The organism is Candidatus Methanomethylophilaceae archaeon (genome assembly GCA_017524805.1).
GTDB lineage: Archaea > Thermoplasmatota > Thermoplasmata > Methanomassiliicoccales > Methanomethylophilaceae > Methanoprimaticola.
This window is the reverse complement of the sequence record JAFXUX010000033.1, coordinates 178,968-199,408: the sequence shown is the minus strand read 5'-3', so window position 1 is coordinate 199,408 and position 20,441 is coordinate 178,968. Positions and strand designations below refer to the sequence as shown.

The window sequence follows — 20,441 nt, the reverse complement described above, 5'->3', positions numbered from 1 at the left end:
GACGGCGATGAGTGTCTTCATCCCCATCTTATTTTCTTAATCGAAGAGCCAAGGTTTTCTCATCTCATTTGTAGAATGATGTCACCTTTGTTGGTATGAGTTTTTTGATCGGAGGTCACTCCAGTTGTCATTTTAATTTAATAAAAGGAATGGCCTGAATTCCCATTGATGGCACCCCCAGCGGATCGACGCATGGGGTTTTTCGCAGGCGCACCTCGCATGCCATGGTATGCCGTGCCAATCGCATGAGTGCGACATCAGCACGGGGTTTGCAAATGCCATGAGGCGATGGTTGCGCGGTACACCATTTCACAGGACGAGGAAGGTCGTAAACGAGACGGCCCGGGGCCTGAACGACCCGGAGCGCTCTGAAACGGGAGGAAGGGGGTCCTCGGACACGGTCTCCTATAATTGCATCGCACCGTCCGCGATCGCCTGGCGTTGGTCCGATCCTCCGGTCAGATTCTCTCCAGGCTTCCGGGGTCCTTCATGAAATCTATGACGTTCATTATAACGATCCCTTTCTCGTTCACATGCGGCGGAACGTCGTCCCCCACCAGCACTATCTTCCTGAACGCGTCGTTCATCTTCAGGAACGGCCTGAGCTCCTGTTTTTGCTTATCTGGCTCGTCCATCCTGTACGCGGATTGCAGATAGATCCTGTCGCCGCCTTTGTTCGCGACGAAATCGATCTCCAGCTGCCTGTATTCCCTTTTCCCGTCTTTGTAATCCCGGATGCCTATGACGCCTACATCTACGGAGTATCCCCTGTATCTCAGCTCGTTGTAGATGGCGTTCTCCATGAGGTGATTGTACTCGTTCTGTCTGAAGCCGAGTTTGGCATTTCTCAGGCCGAGGTCGACGGCGTAGTATTTGGAGGGGGTGTCGATATATTCGTTGCCTTTGAGATCGAATCTTTTCGATCTCTCGAAGAGGAACGCGTCCTCAAGATGCGAGATGTAGCTGGATACGGTGTCCCCGTCTACCCTGATCCTGCGGCTCCGCATCACGTCGGATATGCGGTTCGGATTGGTCAGCGACCCCACCGCCGACGACAGCACGTCGAATACGGCATCCAGCACATCGGGCATCTTTACTTTCTTCCTCTCGACGATGTCTCTCATGTACACGAGTCTGATCAATTCCGAAAGGTAGCTCGTCTTGTCCTCGTCCATCAAGCCGACAGATTCCGGAAGGCCGCCGTACGTCAGATAGCTAAACCATGCGGAGCGGTCGTCCAGGTCCACTGCCGGCCGGTACTCGGAGAATGACAGCGGGCGGACGTTGATTTCGGTCCCCCTCCCTCTGAACTCGGTCACGAGGTCCGAGGACAGGAATTTGGAATTGCTGCCGGTGATGTATAAGTCGACGTTCTTTTTCCCGGCCAGTCCGTTCACGAAATCAACGAAATCCTCGGCGAACTGTATCTCGTCGATCATGACGTAGTATTCGGAGCTGTCTGTAATGCGCGAGGTCACTTCCCTGTACAGGGCGTCAGCGCTGCGGAGATGTCTGTTCTCTATCGAATCCAGGGCTATAGCGATTATATTGCCCTCGGGCACTCCCGACTCCAGAAGATGGCAGCGGAAGAGGTTGAAGATAAGATAGGATTTACCGCTGCGCCTGAGACCAGTTATTATCTTCACGCCGCCCTTGAATTGCAGCCTCTTCAGGCGTTCAAGATATCTGTCTCTCCTGATTTCCATGCTACCATTCCAAATATATTGGATATATCCAATAAATTCCGAATATAAAACCATTGAGATGTGCCGGAATCGCATCAAGATGCATTCGGAGCTGATTGCGGACGGACATGCGCGGGCACTGTAGACTCGTTCCGCTTCAATGACGCTCAGGATGCGGCTATGTCGAGACAGAAGTCCCGCAGGAACAGGTCTGATTGAGAATCAGTTCTAGAATCCCATCGTAGTAGTCCGTGCGTGCTTTGCAGGAATGTCCGAGATTACCACAATAATTCTTACTGGAGCGTCGGAGATGAAGAGGATGAATGTTGCGAGAATTGAAGAAGATAGTACGAAAAATCTATTTTCATTTTGGCTGCTTCGGGCTTCGCAAGTTACAAACGAAGGTTCAACAACGTCAAAAATGAGAACGCTGGCTATTAAAATGAAGAATGATAGTGGTCCCAATGAGATTTGAACTCATGACCTTCCGGTTATCAGCCGGACGCTCAAACCGTGCTAAGCTATGGGACCAGCAAAACTGCACATAGGTTTATTGTATATAACTGTTCCTACATGGCAAAAAACGGTCCAGCATCTTGATTATAAATGGGTCAGACGATGGCGGTGGCATGGAGACTACGTTCAGGGAATCGCGCCCGATACTTCCGAGGAAACTGTTCATGATCCTCGCCCTCGTTCTGGTCGCTACCGTCGCGTTCATGGCGATCATGCGCTATCTGATGAGGACGGACATGCCCGATTGGTCGCTTCCGGTCACGATCGCATTGTTCGCGATTCTATTGGTGGCGTGCGCCGTGCCCAAGCTCACAGTGGAATGCTTCCCAGACAGGATTTCCATAACGTATTTCTTCAGGAAGACGGAGATCCCGTTCGATCAGATAATCGACAAGAAATGCGGCGACACGAATCAGATAAGGAATTACGGCTCATGGAACATCAAAGGAGTGAAGCACAAGTTCTATTCCGTCATAGGCGACGATATGGGCGTCGCTATGAAGCTTATGGGCAAGAAGGTCGTCGTGGTCTCCACTGAAAGGATGGACGAGCTTTTCAATCTGATCCCGGTCAGCAAGGAGTGATGAGATGCCGACGTTCCATTGGATCAGGGTGCAGACTTTCTGCTATGCGACCGAGAGGCAGGAGCTTCTGGAGGAGACCATGGCGGAGCTGATCGGCTCCGACGAATTCACGGAGGACATCTCGGAGAGCGAGCACGGCGACACCATGCTCATCTTGGAGGCCCGTCTAACCAAGCAGAAGGAATTCCGCGCCCTTTTCTCCAGGCTCGGGCCGGAGATTCTGTCGTGGATCAAGGAGGACATGCCCAACAGGGTCGACGAGGATTGCATATTCTACATGCGTCTGGACAAGCAGAAGGCAGTCCAAGGAATCTACGAGGTGGCGCATCACGGCGATGTGATAGCAATAACCGCCAAGATACAGTCCCATCCCGCCAAGAAAGACGTGGCCGAAGGGATAATGGCGGAGTTCGTGGACTCACTTCTCGGCGGCTCCGTCTGAGAGCGTTTCCTTTCTGAATTCCGCTTCGATGACGCGCCTTCCCTTCACGCTTTTGACTGTTATGTCTGCTCCAGGTATGCTGACGCGATCGCCGCGGGAAGGCCCTCTGCCGAGCTTGTAGCAGATGAACCCGTTCACGGAGTAATCCTCGTATTCCTCGGGATCGAAGGGTATCTCCATCTTCTCCATCGCGTCATATATGTTTGCCGTTCCTTTGACGGTGAAAACCCCGTCCGACATGGCCGCAACGTCATGCTGCACCTCGTCGCTCTCGTCCCAGATGTCTCCCACGAGCTCTTCGAGAAGGTCCTCCATGGTGACGACGCCCATGGTCCCGCCGTACGAGTCCAGTACGACCGCCATGTGAATCTTGGATTTCTGGAAGTCCGCCAGAAGGCTGGCGATGCTTGCGGTCTCCGGGACCGATTTTATCGGCCTGACGATGTCGCGTATGTTCTCGGGCATGGTCCCTTTGAACGCTCTGGCATAGAATTCCTTGGCATAGATGATGCCGACGATGTTGTCGATGGTCTTGCTGTACGCTGGTATCCTGGAATAGCCGGTCTGCACGAAGACCTCTCCGATCTCCTCCGGAGTCATCTCGATGTCGACCGCGGCGACGTCCATCCTGGGGATGTAAACCTCCGAGACCTGGATGTCGTCGAATCTTATCGCCGATTTGATCAGCTCGCTCTCGCGCTCTTCGAGTATCCCCTCATCTTCGATCTCGTCGATCATGACCTCGAGCTCGTCCTCGGTCATGGTGGCGCCGGCGTCTTTCTTCGATATCACGCTCGTAAGCTTCCTGAACAGCCACGATATGGGGCTCAGGACGATTTCGAGGGCGCGTACGACCCCGCAGATTTTGCAGCAGATCTTCTCGGGGTATTGCTTCGCGAGGGATTTCGGGACGATCTCCCCGAAGATAAGGACCAGCACGGTCATCGCCACGGTGGACGCCATGGCTCCGGTCTCCGCTCCGAGTAGGATGGAGAACACCAGGGTCGCAATCGAGGTGCTGGCGATGTTGACCAGATTGTTCCCTATGAGTATTGTGGTGAGGAACTTGTCGTAATCTTCCAGGATGGAGACGGCTTTGCCGGCTTTCACATTCCCGTCCTGCTCCATTTTCTTGAGTCTGATGACGTTCGCGCTGGTGAAAGCCGTCTCGGACATCGAGAAGAACGATGAGCATACGATCAGCAAAGCTATGATTATCGCATAAATGAGGGTCAGGTCCATTTACGGGCGCACGCATCCCGTCAGAACGTAGAAGCAATTCAATTCGATTCCAACCTGGTTTCATTACGCGTTGGTTTGGATATAAGGGTTTTGCAAGTTTTCCTGCCGTTTTTATGAGGAAGGGACGAACTTGACCAATAGTTTAAAATCGATGCGCGATTGTTAACGGTCTGGTGCGATAATGGTCGCGGCTGAAATCAAATACGAGATAGTTGAGCAAATCGCGGTGCTATCCGAGAATTCCAAAGGTTGGACCAAAGAGCTGAATCTCATCAGCTGGAACGACAAAGATCCGAAATACGATATCAGGGACTGGTCCCCCGACCGCAAGATGAGAAAAGGAGTCACTCTCACCGAGGAAGAGGCTAAAGTACTCATGAAAGCCCTTGAGTCCAGGGGCTTCTGAGAAACTCTTGCATCCCATTTGGCGGCATAACCGTGGCAGTCTCCAGCGCCGAATATCTGGGGCGTTTCTTCGATGCCATGGATGCCGTCGAATCCGGCTCCCGCGGCGCGGTATCCGACGATAGGTGGCTGGCCGAGAACTATTCCGGCGAGTTTCTGCCGCTTCTGGAGCCTTATATCCGCGTCTCGGACGAGGCGATCGCCTACGAGACGATACTTCTTCTTGCCAACGTCAGGGAGCGCTCCATATCGCCGGAGATCGACGATCTCTTCAAAAGAGGGAAGGACTCCGTCCGCATGGCGTGCGCCGCTTATATCAAGACGATGGATGACGACGACGAGCTCATCCCGAAGCTTTTCGACGGCATAGAGCACAATGACGATCACGTCTTCTTCAATTCGGCTTCGAAATTGGCCAAGATAGCCCGCGCCGAGGACATGCCCCGCGTCAGGAGAACCTACGGGCACGTCCAGGGGAAGATGCGCTTGGCCATGAGGGAAGTCATCGAGGCCATAATCAGGCGCAACCCCTCCATGGAAGGGGAGAAATGGCTCTATCTGTCCGTTCCGGTCGCCCCGGACGAGAATTCTTTCGACAGATTCCTGGCCAAATCGAAGGAGTACATCGATGTCAGATACAGAAGCTCGGTTTTCCCGCGCAAAAACATACGCGTTTCAACATACAACAACGTGCGCGACGCGCTGATGACCATCAGGAAGCGTCTTTACAACGAGGAAGAGAACCTCAGATACTACGACATCGACAAGTCGGACCGCTTCGAGGAGCTGAGCGAACTTGCCGAGTGGGCGTCCATCGATCTTTCGGGAAAGACGGCGCTCAAAGACGATCGAGTCGGATGGATGCGTTTAAAGTTCAATTCTTATACGAGTAAAGCGATTTTGGGGCTAGGCGTTCCAGTACTCTTCCGTCTCTCGCTTCGGGTGAAGGAGTTTATTAGGATACCGAGGAATGAGAAAAATGGCTTACGGCGGATACAGAGACAACGACAGGGACAGGCCCAAAGAGTTCTTCGATGCGGTCTGCTCCGATTGCGGGAAGGAATGCAAAGTTCCCTTCAAGCCCACCCAGGGAAGGCCCGTGTACTGCAGGGATTGCTTCAGAAAGCACCAGCCTGATGACAGGGGCAGCAGAGACAGATCCAGATTCTGATTCTATAGCGACAGAGTCGCATCCAATCACAAGCCGGCCCAATGCCGGTCACTTTTTCTTTTTACCTTGCATCAAAGTCGCTTGGATGTCGTAAAGAGCGAAGAATTTCTGGAATGAGAAGCAGATCATCAGCATCGCCAAACCGACAATGAGAATCAGGATGCCGGGGAGCTTGGACCAGAAGAAAGCCACGGCTGCCCCGATGATAAATAAGACGGCGCCGACGGCCGCCAGATATTTGGATAGGCGGGCCCCACCTGCCAAATCCATCAGATTACCTGCGATCCGGTGAGGTTGCCTATGCCTTCGTCCCATATGCCGATGACTTTGAAAAGCCATACCGCGACGACTTTCATGTGCATCTTTTCCAGGTCGCGGGACATCTTGTCGACGACAGGACCCTCTTCGATGCGCTCCACGGCTTCGACTTTCAGAGAGTAGGCTTCCCTGCCTTTCCATACGAGTATCTCGGCGCGGGGGTTATTCTCCAGGTTGTCTGTGGTGCGGTACATGTACACCTCCGCAACGGCGATGGTATCGTTGGCGGTAGCAGTAAGGCTTCCGCAGACGATGGAATGGGCTTCCCCTTCGGGCGAGACAGTCGTGAGCACCTTGTTGGTGTCGGGATGGACGACCATCCTGAATACCGGTTCGGGCATATCTACCATGTTCTCGCCTCTGAGCGTCAGTTCTCGGCCCTTTTGTGGTTGAGGATGCCGAGTATGGCGAAGTAAATCGCGGATGCAGCTATGATGCAGAAGTAGTCGCTGAGTTCGAATACCATAGCCATAAGAACGCTTCGGCCTTAATTAATCCTTGTATGGTTGCCGCATTGTCGGGCGCCGCGGATGATCAAAGGTTTCCTGTCGCGTAATCCTTTTCATCCCACCAGTTCGGCATCGGAGCTGCGTTTTTTAGGGATTAATGATTAACATAGTCATAAATGTAATTTCACAACAAAATTACCGCCATATTTTGTCGATGATCGAACATATTTGCTATGTAACTTTGGAATTCAAAATATGAAGCTAAATGAGGGGAAGGGGCGGTATCGCATGGCCATTATAGCAAGGCGTATGCCGACGATTCTCGGCCCCAAAATTAAGAAGAAGTCACTCGGAGTCGTTCCCACCCGCGACAGGGACGAGATGCTGCACGACGAATTTCAGCTGGCCTCTCTCGTAGTACGGGATGGCGCTGCAATCGCACATGACGCCGGTCTTCGGGATGATCCTGCGTCTGATGGCATTGGATGGTCCGCCCACGTTGAGTCTCACCGTGCAGTCGCTGCATGCCATCGAGTTTCCGAACAGGCTGTGGCATTTCGTGCCTATGACGCTGTCTATGGGGCATCCGAAGGCCTTCTCCGCCGCGCGGTTCATCCACACTATGGTGTGCTCGGAATCATGGATTATGATTATATCATCCACAAGGTCGAGGATCATGTTCATGAGCTTCTCTGTGTAGATGTCCTGATTTCCATCTTCCATGGCCATAATCATGAATCCCAATCATACGATATAAACCATCCATCCGGGCCTCCGGCGAAGCAGACGTTTTCTACTCAACCGCTATCCCCCTGGCATGGACGTCATCGCCGTCAAAGATCTCAGAAAGTCCTACGGAGGGAATCCAGCCGTGGACGGGATATCGTTCTCGGTTCCGGAAGGCTCTTTCTTCGCCCTTTTGGGGCCCAACGGAGCCGGGAAATCGACCACGATATCCATTCTGTGCTCGATAATCCCGTGCGATTCCGGTTCGGCGGAGATATTCGGCAGGGATGCCATGGACCCATCCGCGAGGCGCGATATAGGCGTGGTCTTCCAGGATCCGATGATGGACAAACAGCTCACCGTCAGGGAGAACATCGCCCTCCGCGGAGGCATGTACGGGCTATCGGGCGGCGCTCTCGATGAGGCGGTCGGCAAGGCTATGAGATCCGCGGGGATAGAGGATCTGGCCGGAAGGAAATATGGTACGCTGTCGGGCGGACAGAGGCGCAGGGCGGACATAGCCAGGTCTTTGGTGCATGGGCCTCGCCTTCTCGTTCTGGATGAGCCCACATCAGGTTTAGATCCAAGCTCCCGCAGGCACATCTGGGATACGGTTTCGCGTCTGAACAGGGAAGAAGGGCTCACAGTGCTTCTTACCACGCATTATCTCGAGGAAGCTGCCGGGGCGGACGATGTGGTCATCATGGATCATGGGCGCATAGCCGCTCACGGGACGCCGGCGGAGATCAGGGAGAGGCATTCACAGGACAGGATGGAGATAATGGCATCCGATCCCGGCGCTGTCCGCTCCCATCTAGATTCCATAGGCGCGGATTATTCCGAGTCAAACTCCTCCTTCGAAGTATTTCTCGCGCGCACGCTGGATGCGATCCCGATCTTGGAGGCTCTGCAAGGCCAGATATCTGCCTTCGAGGTCCGCATGGGGACTCTGGACGACGCTTTCCTCAGGATAACGGGAGGGGATGCGGAATGAGCGGGACGATGTGTTTGGCCAAAAGGAATGTGATCTGCTTCTTCCGCGACAGATCCTCGGTGGCGTTCTCCCTTATGGCGGTGTTCATCCTCGTCGCGCTGTACCTCCTGTTCCTCCGCGGGAACCTTCTCGATTCCTACCCCGGAATGGAGAACCTCATAGACGCCTGGGTGATGGCCGGGATCGTGGCGATAATACCTGTCACGGCTTCCGCCGGCTGCCTCCAGACGATGGTCCAGGACAAGGCGGACGGAAGGATCCGCGACATCGAGGTGACCCCAATGCGCCCGGAGGAGATAGTCGCGGGGTATATGCTCAGCACATTCGCCGTCTGCTTCATCATGAGCGCCGTCTCTCTGGCGATATCTCTCGCGTATCTTCTGGCTGTAGGATGCCCGCTTTCTGCGTCCGGAGCCCTGATATCAGCGGCTTTGCTGGTTCCATCCTCCCTGTCGGGCGCCATCATCGTCTACGCTCTTACTTCTTTCATCAGGAGTCCCGGCGCTTTCTCAGGGTTTTTCGTGGCCATCAGCGTTCTCATCGGGTTTTTGGCGGGGATATACATGCCAATGGGAACCATGCCAGATGCGATGCGCATTGTGGGGACTTTGGTGCCTGCGACCCATATGGCCGCGATGTTCCGCTGCGGATTGGCGGGGGACGCGCTCGAAGCGCAATTCGCCGGCGCGCCATCCGAAGCGATATCTGAATTCCGTCTTGACATGGGATTCGACCTGTCCCTAGGAGGATTCGAGTTCGATGCGCTGTCCTCTTTGGCGTACGTTTTCGCTGTGTCATTGGCTTTCTTCATCCTGTCCGCAATAGCCGTGAGGGGGATCCGTTCGCGCGGCCGCATCCGATGGAATGTTTAAGAGCGCGGGTCCCTCAGAAGCGGCGGGATGGCCGCATCCAACGCGACTTCTGGGGCATTCCGAATTGCGCAGATTGTGTCAATGTGCTGATAGATATTTTTATATCAGAGTCACGATTGGGACGGCAATGTGCTACGATGTCGTCATAATAGGAGCAGGTCCCGCTGGATTGACCGCGGGGATCTACGCCAGATCGAAGATGATGAAGACTCTCATCCTCGATTCGGGACGCGTCGGAGGGCAGTTGGTCAGCCTGTACCCCGAAAAAGGTATCCACAATTATCCCGGATTCGAGACCGTGCAGGCCAGGAAGCTTTCTGACAAGCTGTATGCCCAGGCCGAGACGGTCGGATGCGATATCAAAGAGAACGAGAAGGCGAACGAGATCGAGAACGGGGACCAAGAGCTCCTCGTGATCACCTCAAAAGATACCTATCACGCCAAATCCGTCGTCGTTGCCATCGGGATGGGCAGCTTCAAGCCCAAGAAGATGGGGTGCCCCGGAGAGGACGAGTTCTTCGGCAAAGGGGTCACATACCTTCTTCCCGCCAAGGAGGAGCTCGTCGGCAAGAAAGTGACCATGTTCGGCGGAGGGAACAGCGCCATAGACATGGCTTTGGTGGCAGATTCCGTCACCGACACCACGATCGTCCACCGCAGGCCTGATTTCAGGGCCGACGAGGGTACGGTCAAAGAACTCGAGAAGAGCGGGGTCAAGAAGATCATGTCCGCCAATCTCGTGTCGATCAACGGTACCGATAAGGTCGAGTCCGTCACCATCTCGCAGGACGGCAAAGAGATGGTCATCCCGACTGATCTGGCTGTCATCAACATAGGGATATCTGCGGATCTGGAGGATCTCAAGCGCTGGAATCTCGAGCTCACTCCGGACGGACTCGTGAAGGTCGGCCCTGACATGTCCACCAACCGCCCCGGAATTTTCGCGTGCGGTGATGCCGTGTCGTATCCCGGCAAATTCAAGCAGATCACTACCGCCTGCGGGGAAGCCACCACAGCGATCCTAATGGCGTATAAATTCGTCAAGAAGCCTTATTGGGCTTGATCCCGGGGGATTTTCCTCCGGTTTTTTCCTTTTCATTTCAGCCGTCGAGGTCGCGCCATCCATTTATGTCAGGCGAGACTTTCAATCGGAGCGAAAACTGCCAAGTCCATAGGCAGCATCGAAGTTTTATCTCAATCGATGAGGATACGAAGGAACTAAGGCGGTATTCTGTTATATCCGCAACCTAATCTGGCCGGCATGCCAATCACGCCGGGAACGGGCCGTTTAGCCGCCGATTCTTATGAATGCTTTCGCGGATCGTTCCGCAGAGGCTATCTGATCGCCGAGAACGGGATGATCGTGGAGGAGGGGGAAGGCCCATGCCCCGAGCCGACGGACATTAAGGTCGCTCTTTTTCCAGGGGCCGTGAACGCCCATACGCATTGCGCGGACTATGGCTTGGAGGTGCCTGACGGCCTCTCGATCGAGGAATTGGTGGCCCCTCCCGACGGTCTGAAGCATAAGTTCCTGGCTTCGGCGCCCCCCGAGTTCGTCTCTGATTGCATGCAGAGGTTCGCGGCCGATTCTTTCGGCTACGGCGCGGCAACCTTCATAGATTTCAGGGAAGGCGGAGCGGAGGGCTGCAGGCTTCTGAGGGAATCCGTTCCCGACGCGATGATCATGGGCCGTCCCATCTCCAAGGAATTCGATCCGGAGGAGATGGAGGCGCTGATGCTGTGGGCGGACGGCATAGGTCTGCCAAGCGTTTCCGATATGCCTATGGGATATGTGGAAGCCGTCGCAGATTTCGCCAGGGAGAGAAAGGTGCCGTTCGCCTTGCATGCCAGCGAGAGGGTCCGCGAGGATATTGATTTCATTCTCTCCCTGGATCCCGCGTTCATTGTCCATATGAGCGAGGCCGACGATTCCGATTTCTTGAAATGCGCCGAAGCGGAGGTCCCCATAGTGGTTTGCCCCGGTTCCAACGCTTATTTCGGCATCGACCCTCCGCTGGCCCGCATGGAAGCCTGCGGCGTCACTATGGCCTTGGGTACGGACAACGGTATGCTCAGAGTCCCGGATTTGGCCGCCGAAGCCAATCTGTTCGTAAGGGCCATGGCGAAGCAAGGAGGGGACTCCGCATCGGTTTTCGGCACTTTTTCATCGCTAAATAGCAAGTTATTAAATCAGAATATAAGAATAAGCGAAGCAATCCAAGGACAGTGCTTGGCAGTCCCGTTCGAAGGCGAACCTTCCGCGGAGAGCATATTCCGCGTCGGCGCCCCAAGCTTTCCCTTGACAAGAAAAAGAGGTGGATTACATGGAGTTCAAGAACATACTCGTTCCCACTGACGGAAGCGAATATACAAAGTCGGCCGTCAGAGCAGCCGTAGATTTCGCCAAGCAAACCGGCGGAAAGATCACGGCGCTTTATGTGCTTGATCAGACGATGATTTCCAATATGCCTATGGACGCGGCCGTCAGGAACGTTTACGATGCTCTCGCGGCCGAAGGCAAAGAGGCTGTCGACGTGGTCAAGGACCTCGCCGCCGAGGCCGGAGTCCCGGTGGAGATATCGATAAAGGAAGGCTCGCCGGTGAAGGTGATTCTGGACGAGTCATCCAAATACGACATCATAATCATGGGGACCCTCGGACGGACAGGAATGTCCAAGCTGCTCATGGGAAGCGTGGCGGAAAGGGTCGTAAGGGCCTCTTCGTGTCCGGTCCTAGTGGTCAGGGCTTCTGAAGCGGGGAATTGAATTGCTTGGAAAGACCGTCGCAGACATAATGACGCCGGCCCCGATCGTCGCCGAAGTCCCCGGAACGCGCAACGACGCCATCAACCTGATGGTCAGGAACAAGCTCACCGGATTGCCGGTTGTCCGCGCGGACGATGGGAAGCTGGTGGGGATCGTCTCCAGGAAAGACGTTTTCCGCGACACCAAAGAGGATCAGCTGTCGCTCATAATGAAGACGAACATCACTTCGATCTCCTACGACCGTCCGATCGAGGAGGCCGCGGAGATCCTGCTCAAGAACAGGTTCCACAGGCTCCCGGTCATCAAGGACTCCAAGCTCGTCGGCATCGTCACCCCTACGGATCTTCTCCGCCAGGCAAGGTCGATAAAGACGGACATCGTCGCGGAGAAGCTCATCAGGACCACTTGCGTCACCGCTTACGAGGAGAGCCCTCTCGCGTACACCATCGCGGCAATGAGGATCAGCGACGTCACCGCGGTTCCCGTTCTGGACGCCCACGGAAAGCTCGTCGGGATATTCACAGACCGCGACCTGTTCACCGACCAGATGAAAGAGTCGGAAACCCTCAAGTCTATGGGCATCGCCAGCGGCTCAGACTACGCGGGATACAGGAACGTCCTTCCGCTTTTCTATTCCGTAGACGAGAAGTATTTCGATGACAGGAAGGTCAGCGATTACATGGTAAGAGATCCCATAACCGTCTACAAGAAGACGAATGGGGCGGACATCGCCAAGATGATGCTCGACTACGATTTCGGGCAGATACCGGTTCGCGGCAACAAGGAAGAACTCGTCGGAATGATATATGACATCGACGTTCTGCGCGTGATCACAGGTAATTTAGATGACTGACGCGAACAGCAACGATCTCATGTCCCTCTGCAAACGCAGGGGATTCATCTGGCCTTCCTTCGAGCTTTACGGAGGGGTAGCCGGCATGTACGATTACGGGCCCCTCGGATGCGCCCTCAGGAACAACATTGTGGAGATGTGGAGGGCCATCTACAAAGGCAGGGAAGGATTCGTCGAGATCGATTCCGAGACCGTGAACCCTCGCGAGGTTCTCGCGGCATCGGGCCATGTTGAGAATTTCGCCGACCTCATCACCTACTGCCAGAATTGCAACGCGCCCTACAGGGCCGACCACATGGTCAAGGGATTCTATGACAATCCCGACGTCCTCACCCCCAAGCAGCTGGAGGAGGCATTCGCCAAGCACGGGATAAAGTGTCCGGCATGCGGAGGGGACCTCGGCCCGGTAGGAGAGTTCAACCTGATGTTCAGGACCAACATCGGCCCCGGCTCCGCTCGCGTCGGATATCTCAGGCCGGAGACCGCCCAGGGCATATTCGTCAACTATCCCAATCTGTACAGATACAACAGGGAGAAGCTCCCGCTCGGCGTGATCCAGACCGGAAGGAGCTACAGGAACGAGATCGCGCCCCGCCAGGGCATGATCCGCATGAGGGAGTTCAACCAGATGGAGGTCGAACTCTTCGTGGATCCCGATGACAAGGATTGGGCCAGATTCTCCGAGATAGAGAACGAGGCCCTCGATCTGATCCCCAACACGACCCTTCAGCCGGTCACCATGACCGTCAAGGAAGCGGTCGAGAAGGGCGTCATCGCCAACCGCGTTCTCGCTTATTTCGTATACACCACCAAGCAGCTCCTCACCGGGCTGGGGATCGACCCTTCCAGGCTCAGATTCAGGGAGCACGAGAAGGATGAGATGGCCCATTACGCCGCCGATTGCTGGGATGCTGAAGCCCTCCTATCCTACGGATGGACGGAGATAGTGGGCATCGCCGACAGGGGATCTTGGGATCTCTCCAGGCACGCCCAGTTCTCAGGCGCGGACCTCACCCACCTCAAGAGGTTCGACGAGCCCAAGGAGATGGAGGTCGAGAAGGTCGCCGCCAAGCACAAGGCGCTCGGGCCCGCCTTCAAAGGCAAAGCGAAGGACATCGCCGCCGCCATGGAGAAGATGCAGCCCTCCGATGTGAAGGACGGCAAGCTGACCATCAGCGTGGGCGGGGAAGAGATCGTCCTCGGAGAGGAATACTTCGAGATAGTGAGGAGAACGGAGAAAGTCGCAGGGATACGCGTGATCCCCCATGTGATCGAGCCTTCCCACGGATTAGACAGAATTTTCTACTCCCTGCTCGAGCACGCGTTCTGCCAGGGCGAAGACGGATACACAGTCCTGAAGCTTGTCCCAGCCGTCGCACCCATCAAAGTCGGGGTGTTCCCGCTGATGGAGAAGGACGGTCTTGACACCATGGCCAAAGAAATCTATGAGAAGGTCCACACCCACAGGGTGGAGGCTTACTACGACGGCTCCGGGACCATCGGGAAGAGATACGCCCGCATGGACGAGGTCGGGACTCCCTGGTGCATAACCGTGGATTACGACTCCCTCAAGGATGGCACCGTCACCATAAGGGACAGGGATTCCACCGAGCAGAAGCGCATAAAAGCGCAGGAAGCCGCAGCCATTATCGACTCCCTTTTAGCGGGAAAGCCTTTCGCCGAACTTTGAATATTTAAGCTCTTTTGAAGGGGGAAAGTTGGATTCGAAGTCCAACTCCCTCTTAACATCATTTTTATGGGGATGGATGAATGGCCCTTCCCTCCCAGTCTTCCCCGATGCGATTCCATCGACAAGTATTAAATTCCCATCCAACCGATTTCTTATCCAGAGGTGCAAGACATGGCTGTTAAGGACCTAGAAGATCTCAAGAAGCTTTCTATGCTCAGGTCGCAGATCGACGGAATCTCCGTCGAGAGGATCATGTCCGAGGACTTCCCGGTGGTCTCGCCGGAGGACCGCATCGCAGATGTGCTTTCGGTTATGAAGAAGACCAGATACCAGGACGTTCCCGTGGTCGACCAGGGCGAATTGTTGGGTATGGTGAGCTATTCATCGATACTCAGAAAGAAGAGTCTATCTTTGGATGCGAAGGTCAAGGGCCTGATACGCAATTTCCCGGCGGTCACCGCTGACATGGAGATAACCAGGATCGCAGAGCTGATAGTCACCAACAACTGCAGGCAGCTCCCGATTCTGAGCGGGAAGAAGATCGTGGGCATAATCGAGAGGAACAGGCTGATAGAGATTGTCAGGGACATACGCGCCCTGAAGGAGATCAAGGTCTGGGAGATAATGAGCAACCCGGTGCAATCCGTCAAGGTCAACGATCTCATGGACGACGCTTTGGACCTGATGATCCGCGAGGATTACAGGTCGGTGCCAGTGGTCGACGATCAGAACCACGTCACCGGAATAGTCGGGATGAGAGAGATCATCGACAACAACTGGAAGAAGGAGAACAAGTCCATCGCAGATTTGGAGAAGAGCTCCCGCTCCCAGATTACCGTGGAATCCATCGCGACCACCTCGGCTACCGTCATCGAATGGGATTGCGACATTGCCGAGGCCGTCGACCTCATGGTCGAGAACAAGTTCTCCTCGCTGCCGGTGGTGGAAGGAAGGAACCTGGTCGGTATAATCACCGAGTTCGACATATTGGAGCTCATATCCGCGTGCAGGGAGAGGGATATGCTCTTCGTGCAGATCAGCGGATTGGAGGACGATGAGAAGCACATGGTGGAGCCCATCTACGCCGACATAGAGGCGATGGTGTCGAAGATCTCCAAGATATACAAGCCGGAATCCCTGACGATGCACGTATCCAGATACAACGACGTCGGCGGATCCTACAAGTACAGCGTCAGCGCGAGGCTGTTCATCAACGGAACCGCCGTCCTCTCCAAGGAGGTCGGATGGGATCTGGTGCAGACCTGCTCCAGCCTGATCAAGAAGCTAGAGGATTCCGTCATCAACATGAAGGACTCCAAGGTCACCTTCCGCAAGAGGAAGAAGTGAGGTCCCGGGGGGCTCTGCCCCCAAAACCATTCTGTCGCGGGGCCTTCGGGCTCCGGACGTTTTTAGTTTAATTTTGATTGCGCTGCATTAGCAGCTATTTATTTGCGATATGAGGATTGCATATGATGCCCAACCATGATGTTTCGGTATCTGCATGTTCCGAAATATGCGGAGAGGCGGAAGCATTCCAATAATCGCACTCTTGAAAGGAGATTTAGTCTGATGACGGATTATAAATGTTGTCTGGTGATGGCTTTATTAGCCATTGCAGGTGGGATGTTGGTTTTGGCGGACTCGGTCGACGCCACATCAACTGGAACTTGCGGAGATAATGTTACTTGGTATCTTGACGATAGCGGCAATTTAACCATTTCCGGATCAGGAGAGATGGTGGATTACAGCTATTCTGATTCTATTCCCTGGGGACAAAGCATAAAGACAGTAACCATTGAAAATGGGGTAACTTCTGTTGGAAGCCGTGCTTTTTACGGATGCACTCTTTTATCATCGCTGGTGCTGCCCGATTCTTTGACAGAAATCGGGTGGTTGGCGTTTTCAGGCTGCACATCTCTGGCATCCGTGACCATACCCGATTCTGTTACATACATATGGTCGGATGCTTTCTCTGATTGCACATCAATGACGTCTATATTCGTTGACCCTAAGAATACAAAATATAGCTCATTAGACGGCGTTCTTTTCGATAAAGACAGAATCACTCTGAAAAAATACCCTATCGGAAAGCAGGACAGCGAATATGTGATTCCGATCACAGTGATGTCCATCGGAAGCAATGCATTTTCTGGTTGCGAATCCTTGATGTCAGTTATAATTCCGGATTTTGTAACGTTAATCGATGATTATGCTTTTTATAACTGTAAAAATTTGGAATCTGTAAGTTTAGGTAAATCGGTAACGGAAATAGATTTTTGTTCATTCGAGAATTGTACTTCATTATCATCTTTAATAATGCCTGAATCGGTAAAAACTATTGGCAGTTATGCGTTTAATGGGTGTTCATCTCTGGCATCAGTAGTTATTCCGAATTCCGTGACCTCGATTGGGAGCAGTGCGTTTAGTGGTTGCGAATCCCTCTCTTCCATATCCATTCCTGATTCTGTGATCGACATTGGAAGCAGTGCGTTTTCTGAATGTATATCCTTAGAATCATTGGAAATATCACATTCAGTGACGTCCATCGGTTCATCAGTATTTGATGGGTGCACATCCTTGGTTTCAGTAAATGTCCCCGATTCCGTGACATCCATCGGGAATTGGGCCTTTTACAATTGTGGCTCCCTATCGTCGATATCTATACCTGATTCCGTGACATCGTTAGGGAAACATGCGTTCGGAAATTGCGAGTCTCTGTCGTCTATATCCATTCCCGATTCCGTGACATCTATAGAAAGTGGTGCTTTTTCTGGCTGTGATTCCCTGAAATCTTTGGATATTCCGCGTTATGTGACGTCCATTGGTGACTCAGTATTTGATGGGTGCACATCCTTGGTTTCAGTAAATGTCCCCGATTCCGTGACATCCATCGGGAATTGGGCTTTTTACAGCTGTGAATCCCTGTCTTCGATATCTATACCTGATTCTGTGACATCCTTAGGGGAATATGCGTTCGGAAATTGCGACTCCCTGCAATCAATAGTCATTCCCGATTTCGTGGCATCCATAGGAGATAATGCGTTTTCTGGCTGTGATTCCCTGAAATCCGTGGAGATCTCGCGTTATGTAACGTCTCTTGGTGACTCTGTATTCAGCAGATGTATATCCCTTGCTTCAATAATCATTCCGGATTCCGTGATTTCCATAGGGGATTGGGCTTTCTACGACTGCGAATCCTTGCTGTCGATATCTATTCCGGACTCCGTGACTTCGATTGGAAGTTATTCGTTCGCCTATTGTGAATTATTGATGTATCTCTCAATAGGGAATTCTGTAATGTCCATCGGGGACAAAGCGTTCTATTATTGTGAATCGTTGATGTCGGTATTCGTACCAGATTCTTTGATTTCCATCCAGGACACGGCATTTTCAGTGAGTTTCTACAGAGGAGCAGATCAGCTGGATTGCAGTTCTCTCTCCGGACATATGTTCACAGGATCTGGAGATGGAAAACTGTACGATAGGGGTTCTTTGTTCTCCACTTCTGTGAAGAATGGTGAGGCTACGTTGAATGGCTTCGGCTCAGATTATGTAGGCCCCAAGGAAACGCTTAGGGTCCCATCGAAATACTGTGGGTATCCTGTAACCTTCATAGCTGATAAGGCATTTTATGGATGCGAAAATCTAAAGCAGGCATTCATCCCAGACTCTGTGAGAAGCATAGGGAATTACTCATTCTATAAGTGTTCCTCCTTAGAATTCATCGGTCTCGGATCTGTGGAGTCAGTGGGTTTGAAATCGTTTTCTTACTGCCAGTCCTTGAAGGATATCCAGTTGCCAACGACTCTCAAGAGAGTCGGGGGCTATGCATTCTTCAGTTGCGGCCTGACATCGATTACGATACCTGGGGATGATGTCATCCTCGAAGCCAGCGCATTCAGCGCATGCAAAAACATGAGCGAAATACGCTTTACAGGCCACGGCACTGTCATAGGGACCAACGCGTTCTATAATAACAATGGTGTTTCCAGCGTAGATCTCTTGACGGTAGCTCAAGTAGGGTTCAAGTCGTTCCCGTACTGCTACGGGCTCACATCTGTGACAATCCCGAGCAACGTATCTGTCGTGAGCGAGTACGCTTTCTTCAATTGTGTTAATTTGAAGGAGCTCATAGTCGAGGAAGGGGTTAGAAAAATCGGAAAGAGTGCATTCAGCGGGTGTACAGGTCTTGAAAGTGTGACCCTCCCCGGATCTTTGACGTACATAGGGACCAACGCGTTCCATGGTGTGAAGTTTATTGGGATCGATGGGAAGACGATGGATCAGAACCTTAAGCTCCGTGGGCATTTGTACGTTGGATCTGGAAAGGTTCTGCGCATGACTGCCGAGCTTATTGACGGAGAAGCGTTCTCTGTTGGCAATCTGGATTTGGAGATCACGTCAGCCGAGTCCCACGAGGCTTCCATAATCGGGTATCGCGGTAAGGTCACTGACATTCCATCATCCGTTATTTACAAAGGATGGGACGTGTCTGTGACATCTGTCGCAGATAAGGCGTTTTATGGCTGCGAAACTCTGAAGACCGCAAATTTAGTCAATGTGAAGTCAATTGGCATGAAAGCCTTTGCTAATTGCCTCTCGTTAGAAAGTGTAGAGTTTGGCACCGTTCTCTCTTCTCTGGGTGCTTACGCGTTCTACGGTCTGTCGTTTTATGACGGCAAGTCAAAACTCGCGGTGTCTCCTGAGACTCTTGGCGGAAACTCGTTCGCAGGCTCCGGAAAGATTTTAAGGATGACTGGAGGGCTCGCGGTCGGAGATAGGTTCTCTTTGGACGGTCTCGATTACTGCGTAACCTCTGTAGTTGATCTTGAGGTCTGTGTTACCGGATTCAGCGGATCAGTACTCTCGGTACCCGCAAATGTGACATATAACGGAGTGTCGATTTCGGTGACATCTGTCGCGGATAAGGCATTTTACGGCTGCGAAACCTTGAGAGTTGCGGATCTGAGTAATGTCAAGTCCATAGGCATGAAAGCATTCGCCAATTGTTCATCAATAAGAAGTGTAGAATTTGGGCATGATTTGGAATCAATCGGAGCATATGCCTTCTACGGTCTGTCGTTCTACGATGGGGATACCAAGATTTCTTTGTCTCCCGAGTCTTTGAGCGGGCATTCGTTCTCCGGAATAGTGCCGAAGCTTTATCTGGAGTCCTGAATTTAATGGGCTTTCAGGCCCTCTATTTAATTATGTGCTCAGCACATATGGTTGGAGTCTTCGGATTCCAACCAAACATTTTGTAGACCGGTCTTCGGTCTTGATTATCTCTTGAAGAATACTATGTCGCGGCGCGCCGGATCAGGATTTGGATTCCACGGCCTCCAGGAGCCAGCCCACGACGTCAGTTCCGACCTTAATGATGCTTCCTTCATGAAGGTCGAGTTTGGCTTTGTAGTTGGCCGTGGTGAGCGCCTTGACCTGGATCTCATGCTCTCCAGGGGTCGTCTCGAAGAATATGCTCTCTCCGTTCTTGATTTTGCCCACTTCTGCGCCGTCGACGATCACTTTGGGGTTGACCCTGACGAATATGATGTAATTCGCGGGGCGCCAAACCTCCACTTTTATCTTTCCTTCCGATGCGATTGTCCCACACCCCCGGAGTGCGTGCTAAGAAACGTCGCGTTCCATATTTATCAGTGAGGATGGGGCGGGTTCTTGCTGCGGTAAATAAGGAGATAATCGGGTGCTGCGAACCGTCAGAATGGTGG

General features: G+C 52.9%; 19 protein-coding genes and 1 tRNA gene. 13 read left to right on the top strand and 7 right to left on the bottom strand.

Going from position 1 to position 20,441, the window contains the following annotated elements; translation table 11 throughout:
- Positions 1-458: 458 nt before the first annotated feature.
- Positions 459-1,706, bottom strand: a complete 1,248-nt coding sequence (locus tag IKP20_07550) for an ATP-binding protein (protein MBR4504806.1) — start codon at positions 1,704-1,706, stop codon at positions 459-461.
- A 435-nt stretch (positions 1,707-2,141) separates the two neighbouring features.
- Positions 2,142-2,216, bottom strand: a tRNA-Ile gene (locus IKP20_07545).
- Positions 2,217-2,314: 98 nt separating this feature from the next.
- On the opposite strand from IKP20_07545, the gene IKP20_07540 reads away from it, so the two are divergent.
- Together IKP20_07540 and IKP20_07535 are read left to right on the top strand one after the other, a co-directional pair.
- A complete protein-coding gene (locus IKP20_07540; protein MBR4504805.1) occupies positions 2,315-2,785 on the top strand; it encodes a hypothetical protein in 471 nt (156 codons plus the stop codon).
- 4 nt (positions 2,786-2,789) lie between these two features.
- Positions 2,790-3,227: an exosome protein gene (locus IKP20_07535; GenBank protein MBR4504804.1), complete on the top strand. Its 438-nt coding sequence runs from the start codon at positions 2,790-2,792 to the stop codon at positions 3,225-3,227.
- Here the strand turns inward: IKP20_07535 and IKP20_07530 are convergent.
- Complete coding sequence (locus IKP20_07530; protein MBR4504803.1) at positions 3,204-4,469, bottom strand: HlyC/CorC family transporter; 1,266 nt, start codon at positions 4,467-4,469, stop codon at positions 3,204-3,206. The two genes, IKP20_07535 and IKP20_07530, sit on opposite strands and share 24 nt — an antisense overlap.
- Before the next feature lie 181 nt (positions 4,470-4,650).
- Here IKP20_07530 and IKP20_07525 point away from each other — a divergent pair, with 181 nt between their 5' ends.
- Together IKP20_07525 and IKP20_07520 are read left to right on the top strand one after the other, a co-directional pair.
- Complete coding sequence (locus tag IKP20_07525; GenBank protein ID MBR4504802.1) at positions 4,651-4,875, top strand: hypothetical protein; 225 nt, start codon at positions 4,651-4,653, stop codon at positions 4,873-4,875.
- Positions 4,876-5,853: 978 nt separating this feature from the next.
- A complete protein-coding gene (locus tag IKP20_07520; GenBank protein ID MBR4504801.1) occupies positions 5,854-6,045 on the top strand; it encodes a hypothetical protein in 192 nt (63 codons plus the stop codon).
- 48 nt (positions 6,046-6,093) lie between these two features.
- Here IKP20_07520 and IKP20_07515 read toward each other — a convergent pair whose 3' ends face one another.
- From IKP20_07515 to IKP20_07505, 3 genes are all read right to left on the bottom strand, one after another.
- The gene (locus IKP20_07515; GenBank protein MBR4504800.1) at positions 6,094-6,315 is read right to left on the bottom strand and encodes a hypothetical protein; all 222 of its coding nucleotides are present in this window, start codon (positions 6,313-6,315) and stop codon (positions 6,094-6,096) included.
- Positions 6,315-6,713 (bottom strand): pyridoxamine 5'-phosphate oxidase family protein, encoded by a 399-nt coding sequence (locus IKP20_07510; protein ID MBR4504799.1) that lies wholly within the window; start codon positions 6,711-6,713, stop codon positions 6,315-6,317. Before IKP20_07510 ends, IKP20_07515 begins: the two co-directional genes overlap by 1 nt.
- Before the next feature lie 444 nt (positions 6,714-7,157).
- Positions 7,158-7,541: a PAS domain-containing protein gene (locus IKP20_07505; protein ID MBR4504798.1), complete on the bottom strand. Its 384-nt coding sequence runs from the start codon at positions 7,539-7,541 to the stop codon at positions 7,158-7,160.
- An 88-nt stretch (positions 7,542-7,629) separates the two neighbouring features.
- Between IKP20_07505 and IKP20_07500 the strand changes: the two genes are divergently transcribed.
- The 9 genes from IKP20_07500 (at position 7,630) to IKP20_07460 (ending at position 19,890) form a co-directional block, all read left to right on the top strand.
- Positions 7,630-8,532, top strand: a complete 903-nt coding sequence (locus IKP20_07500) for an ABC transporter ATP-binding protein (GenBank protein ID MBR4504797.1) — start codon at positions 7,630-7,632, stop codon at positions 8,530-8,532.
- The gene (locus tag IKP20_07495) at positions 8,529-9,404 is read left to right on the top strand and encodes an ABC transporter permease (GenBank protein MBR4504796.1); all 876 of its coding nucleotides are present in this window, start codon (positions 8,529-8,531) and stop codon (positions 9,402-9,404) included. The genes IKP20_07500 and IKP20_07495 overlap by 4 nt, the downstream gene beginning before the upstream one ends.
- Before the next feature lie 127 nt (positions 9,405-9,531).
- Positions 9,532-10,467, top strand: a complete 936-nt coding sequence (locus IKP20_07490; protein ID MBR4504795.1) for an NAD(P)/FAD-dependent oxidoreductase — start codon at positions 9,532-9,534, stop codon at positions 10,465-10,467.
- 198 nt (positions 10,468-10,665) lie between these two features.
- Positions 10,666-11,760, top strand: coding sequence for an amidohydrolase family protein (locus IKP20_07485; GenBank protein ID MBR4504794.1), 1,095 nt, complete (start codon positions 10,666-10,668; stop codon positions 11,758-11,760).
- The gene (locus IKP20_07480; protein ID MBR4504793.1) at positions 11,729-12,169 is read left to right on the top strand and encodes a universal stress protein; all 441 of its coding nucleotides are present in this window, start codon (positions 11,729-11,731) and stop codon (positions 12,167-12,169) included. The genes IKP20_07485 and IKP20_07480 overlap by 32 nt, the downstream gene beginning before the upstream one ends.
- Positions 12,170-12,194: 25 nt before the next feature.
- On the top strand, positions 12,195-13,022 hold the full coding sequence (locus tag IKP20_07475) for a CBS domain-containing protein (protein ID MBR4504792.1): 828 nt from the start codon (positions 12,195-12,197) through the stop codon (positions 13,020-13,022).
- Between the two features lie 19 nt (positions 13,023-13,041).
- Positions 13,042-14,712: a glycine--tRNA ligase gene (glyS, locus tag IKP20_07470; protein ID MBR4504791.1), complete on the top strand. Its 1,671-nt coding sequence runs from the start codon at positions 13,042-13,044 to the stop codon at positions 14,710-14,712.
- A gap of 171 nt (positions 14,713-14,883) precedes the next feature.
- Positions 14,884-16,059: a CBS domain-containing protein gene (locus IKP20_07465; protein MBR4504790.1), complete on the top strand. Its 1,176-nt coding sequence runs from the start codon at positions 14,884-14,886 to the stop codon at positions 16,057-16,059.
- Between the two features lie 222 nt (positions 16,060-16,281).
- Positions 16,282-19,890, top strand: coding sequence for a leucine-rich repeat protein (locus IKP20_07460; GenBank protein MBR4504789.1), 3,609 nt, complete (start codon positions 16,282-16,284; stop codon positions 19,888-19,890).
- Between the two features lie 141 nt (positions 19,891-20,031).
- On the opposite strand, the gene IKP20_07455 is transcribed toward IKP20_07460, so the two are convergent.
- Positions 20,032-20,292, bottom strand: coding sequence for a hypothetical protein (locus IKP20_07455; GenBank protein ID MBR4504788.1), 261 nt, complete (start codon positions 20,290-20,292; stop codon positions 20,032-20,034).
- Positions 20,293-20,441 lie beyond the last annotated feature (149 nt).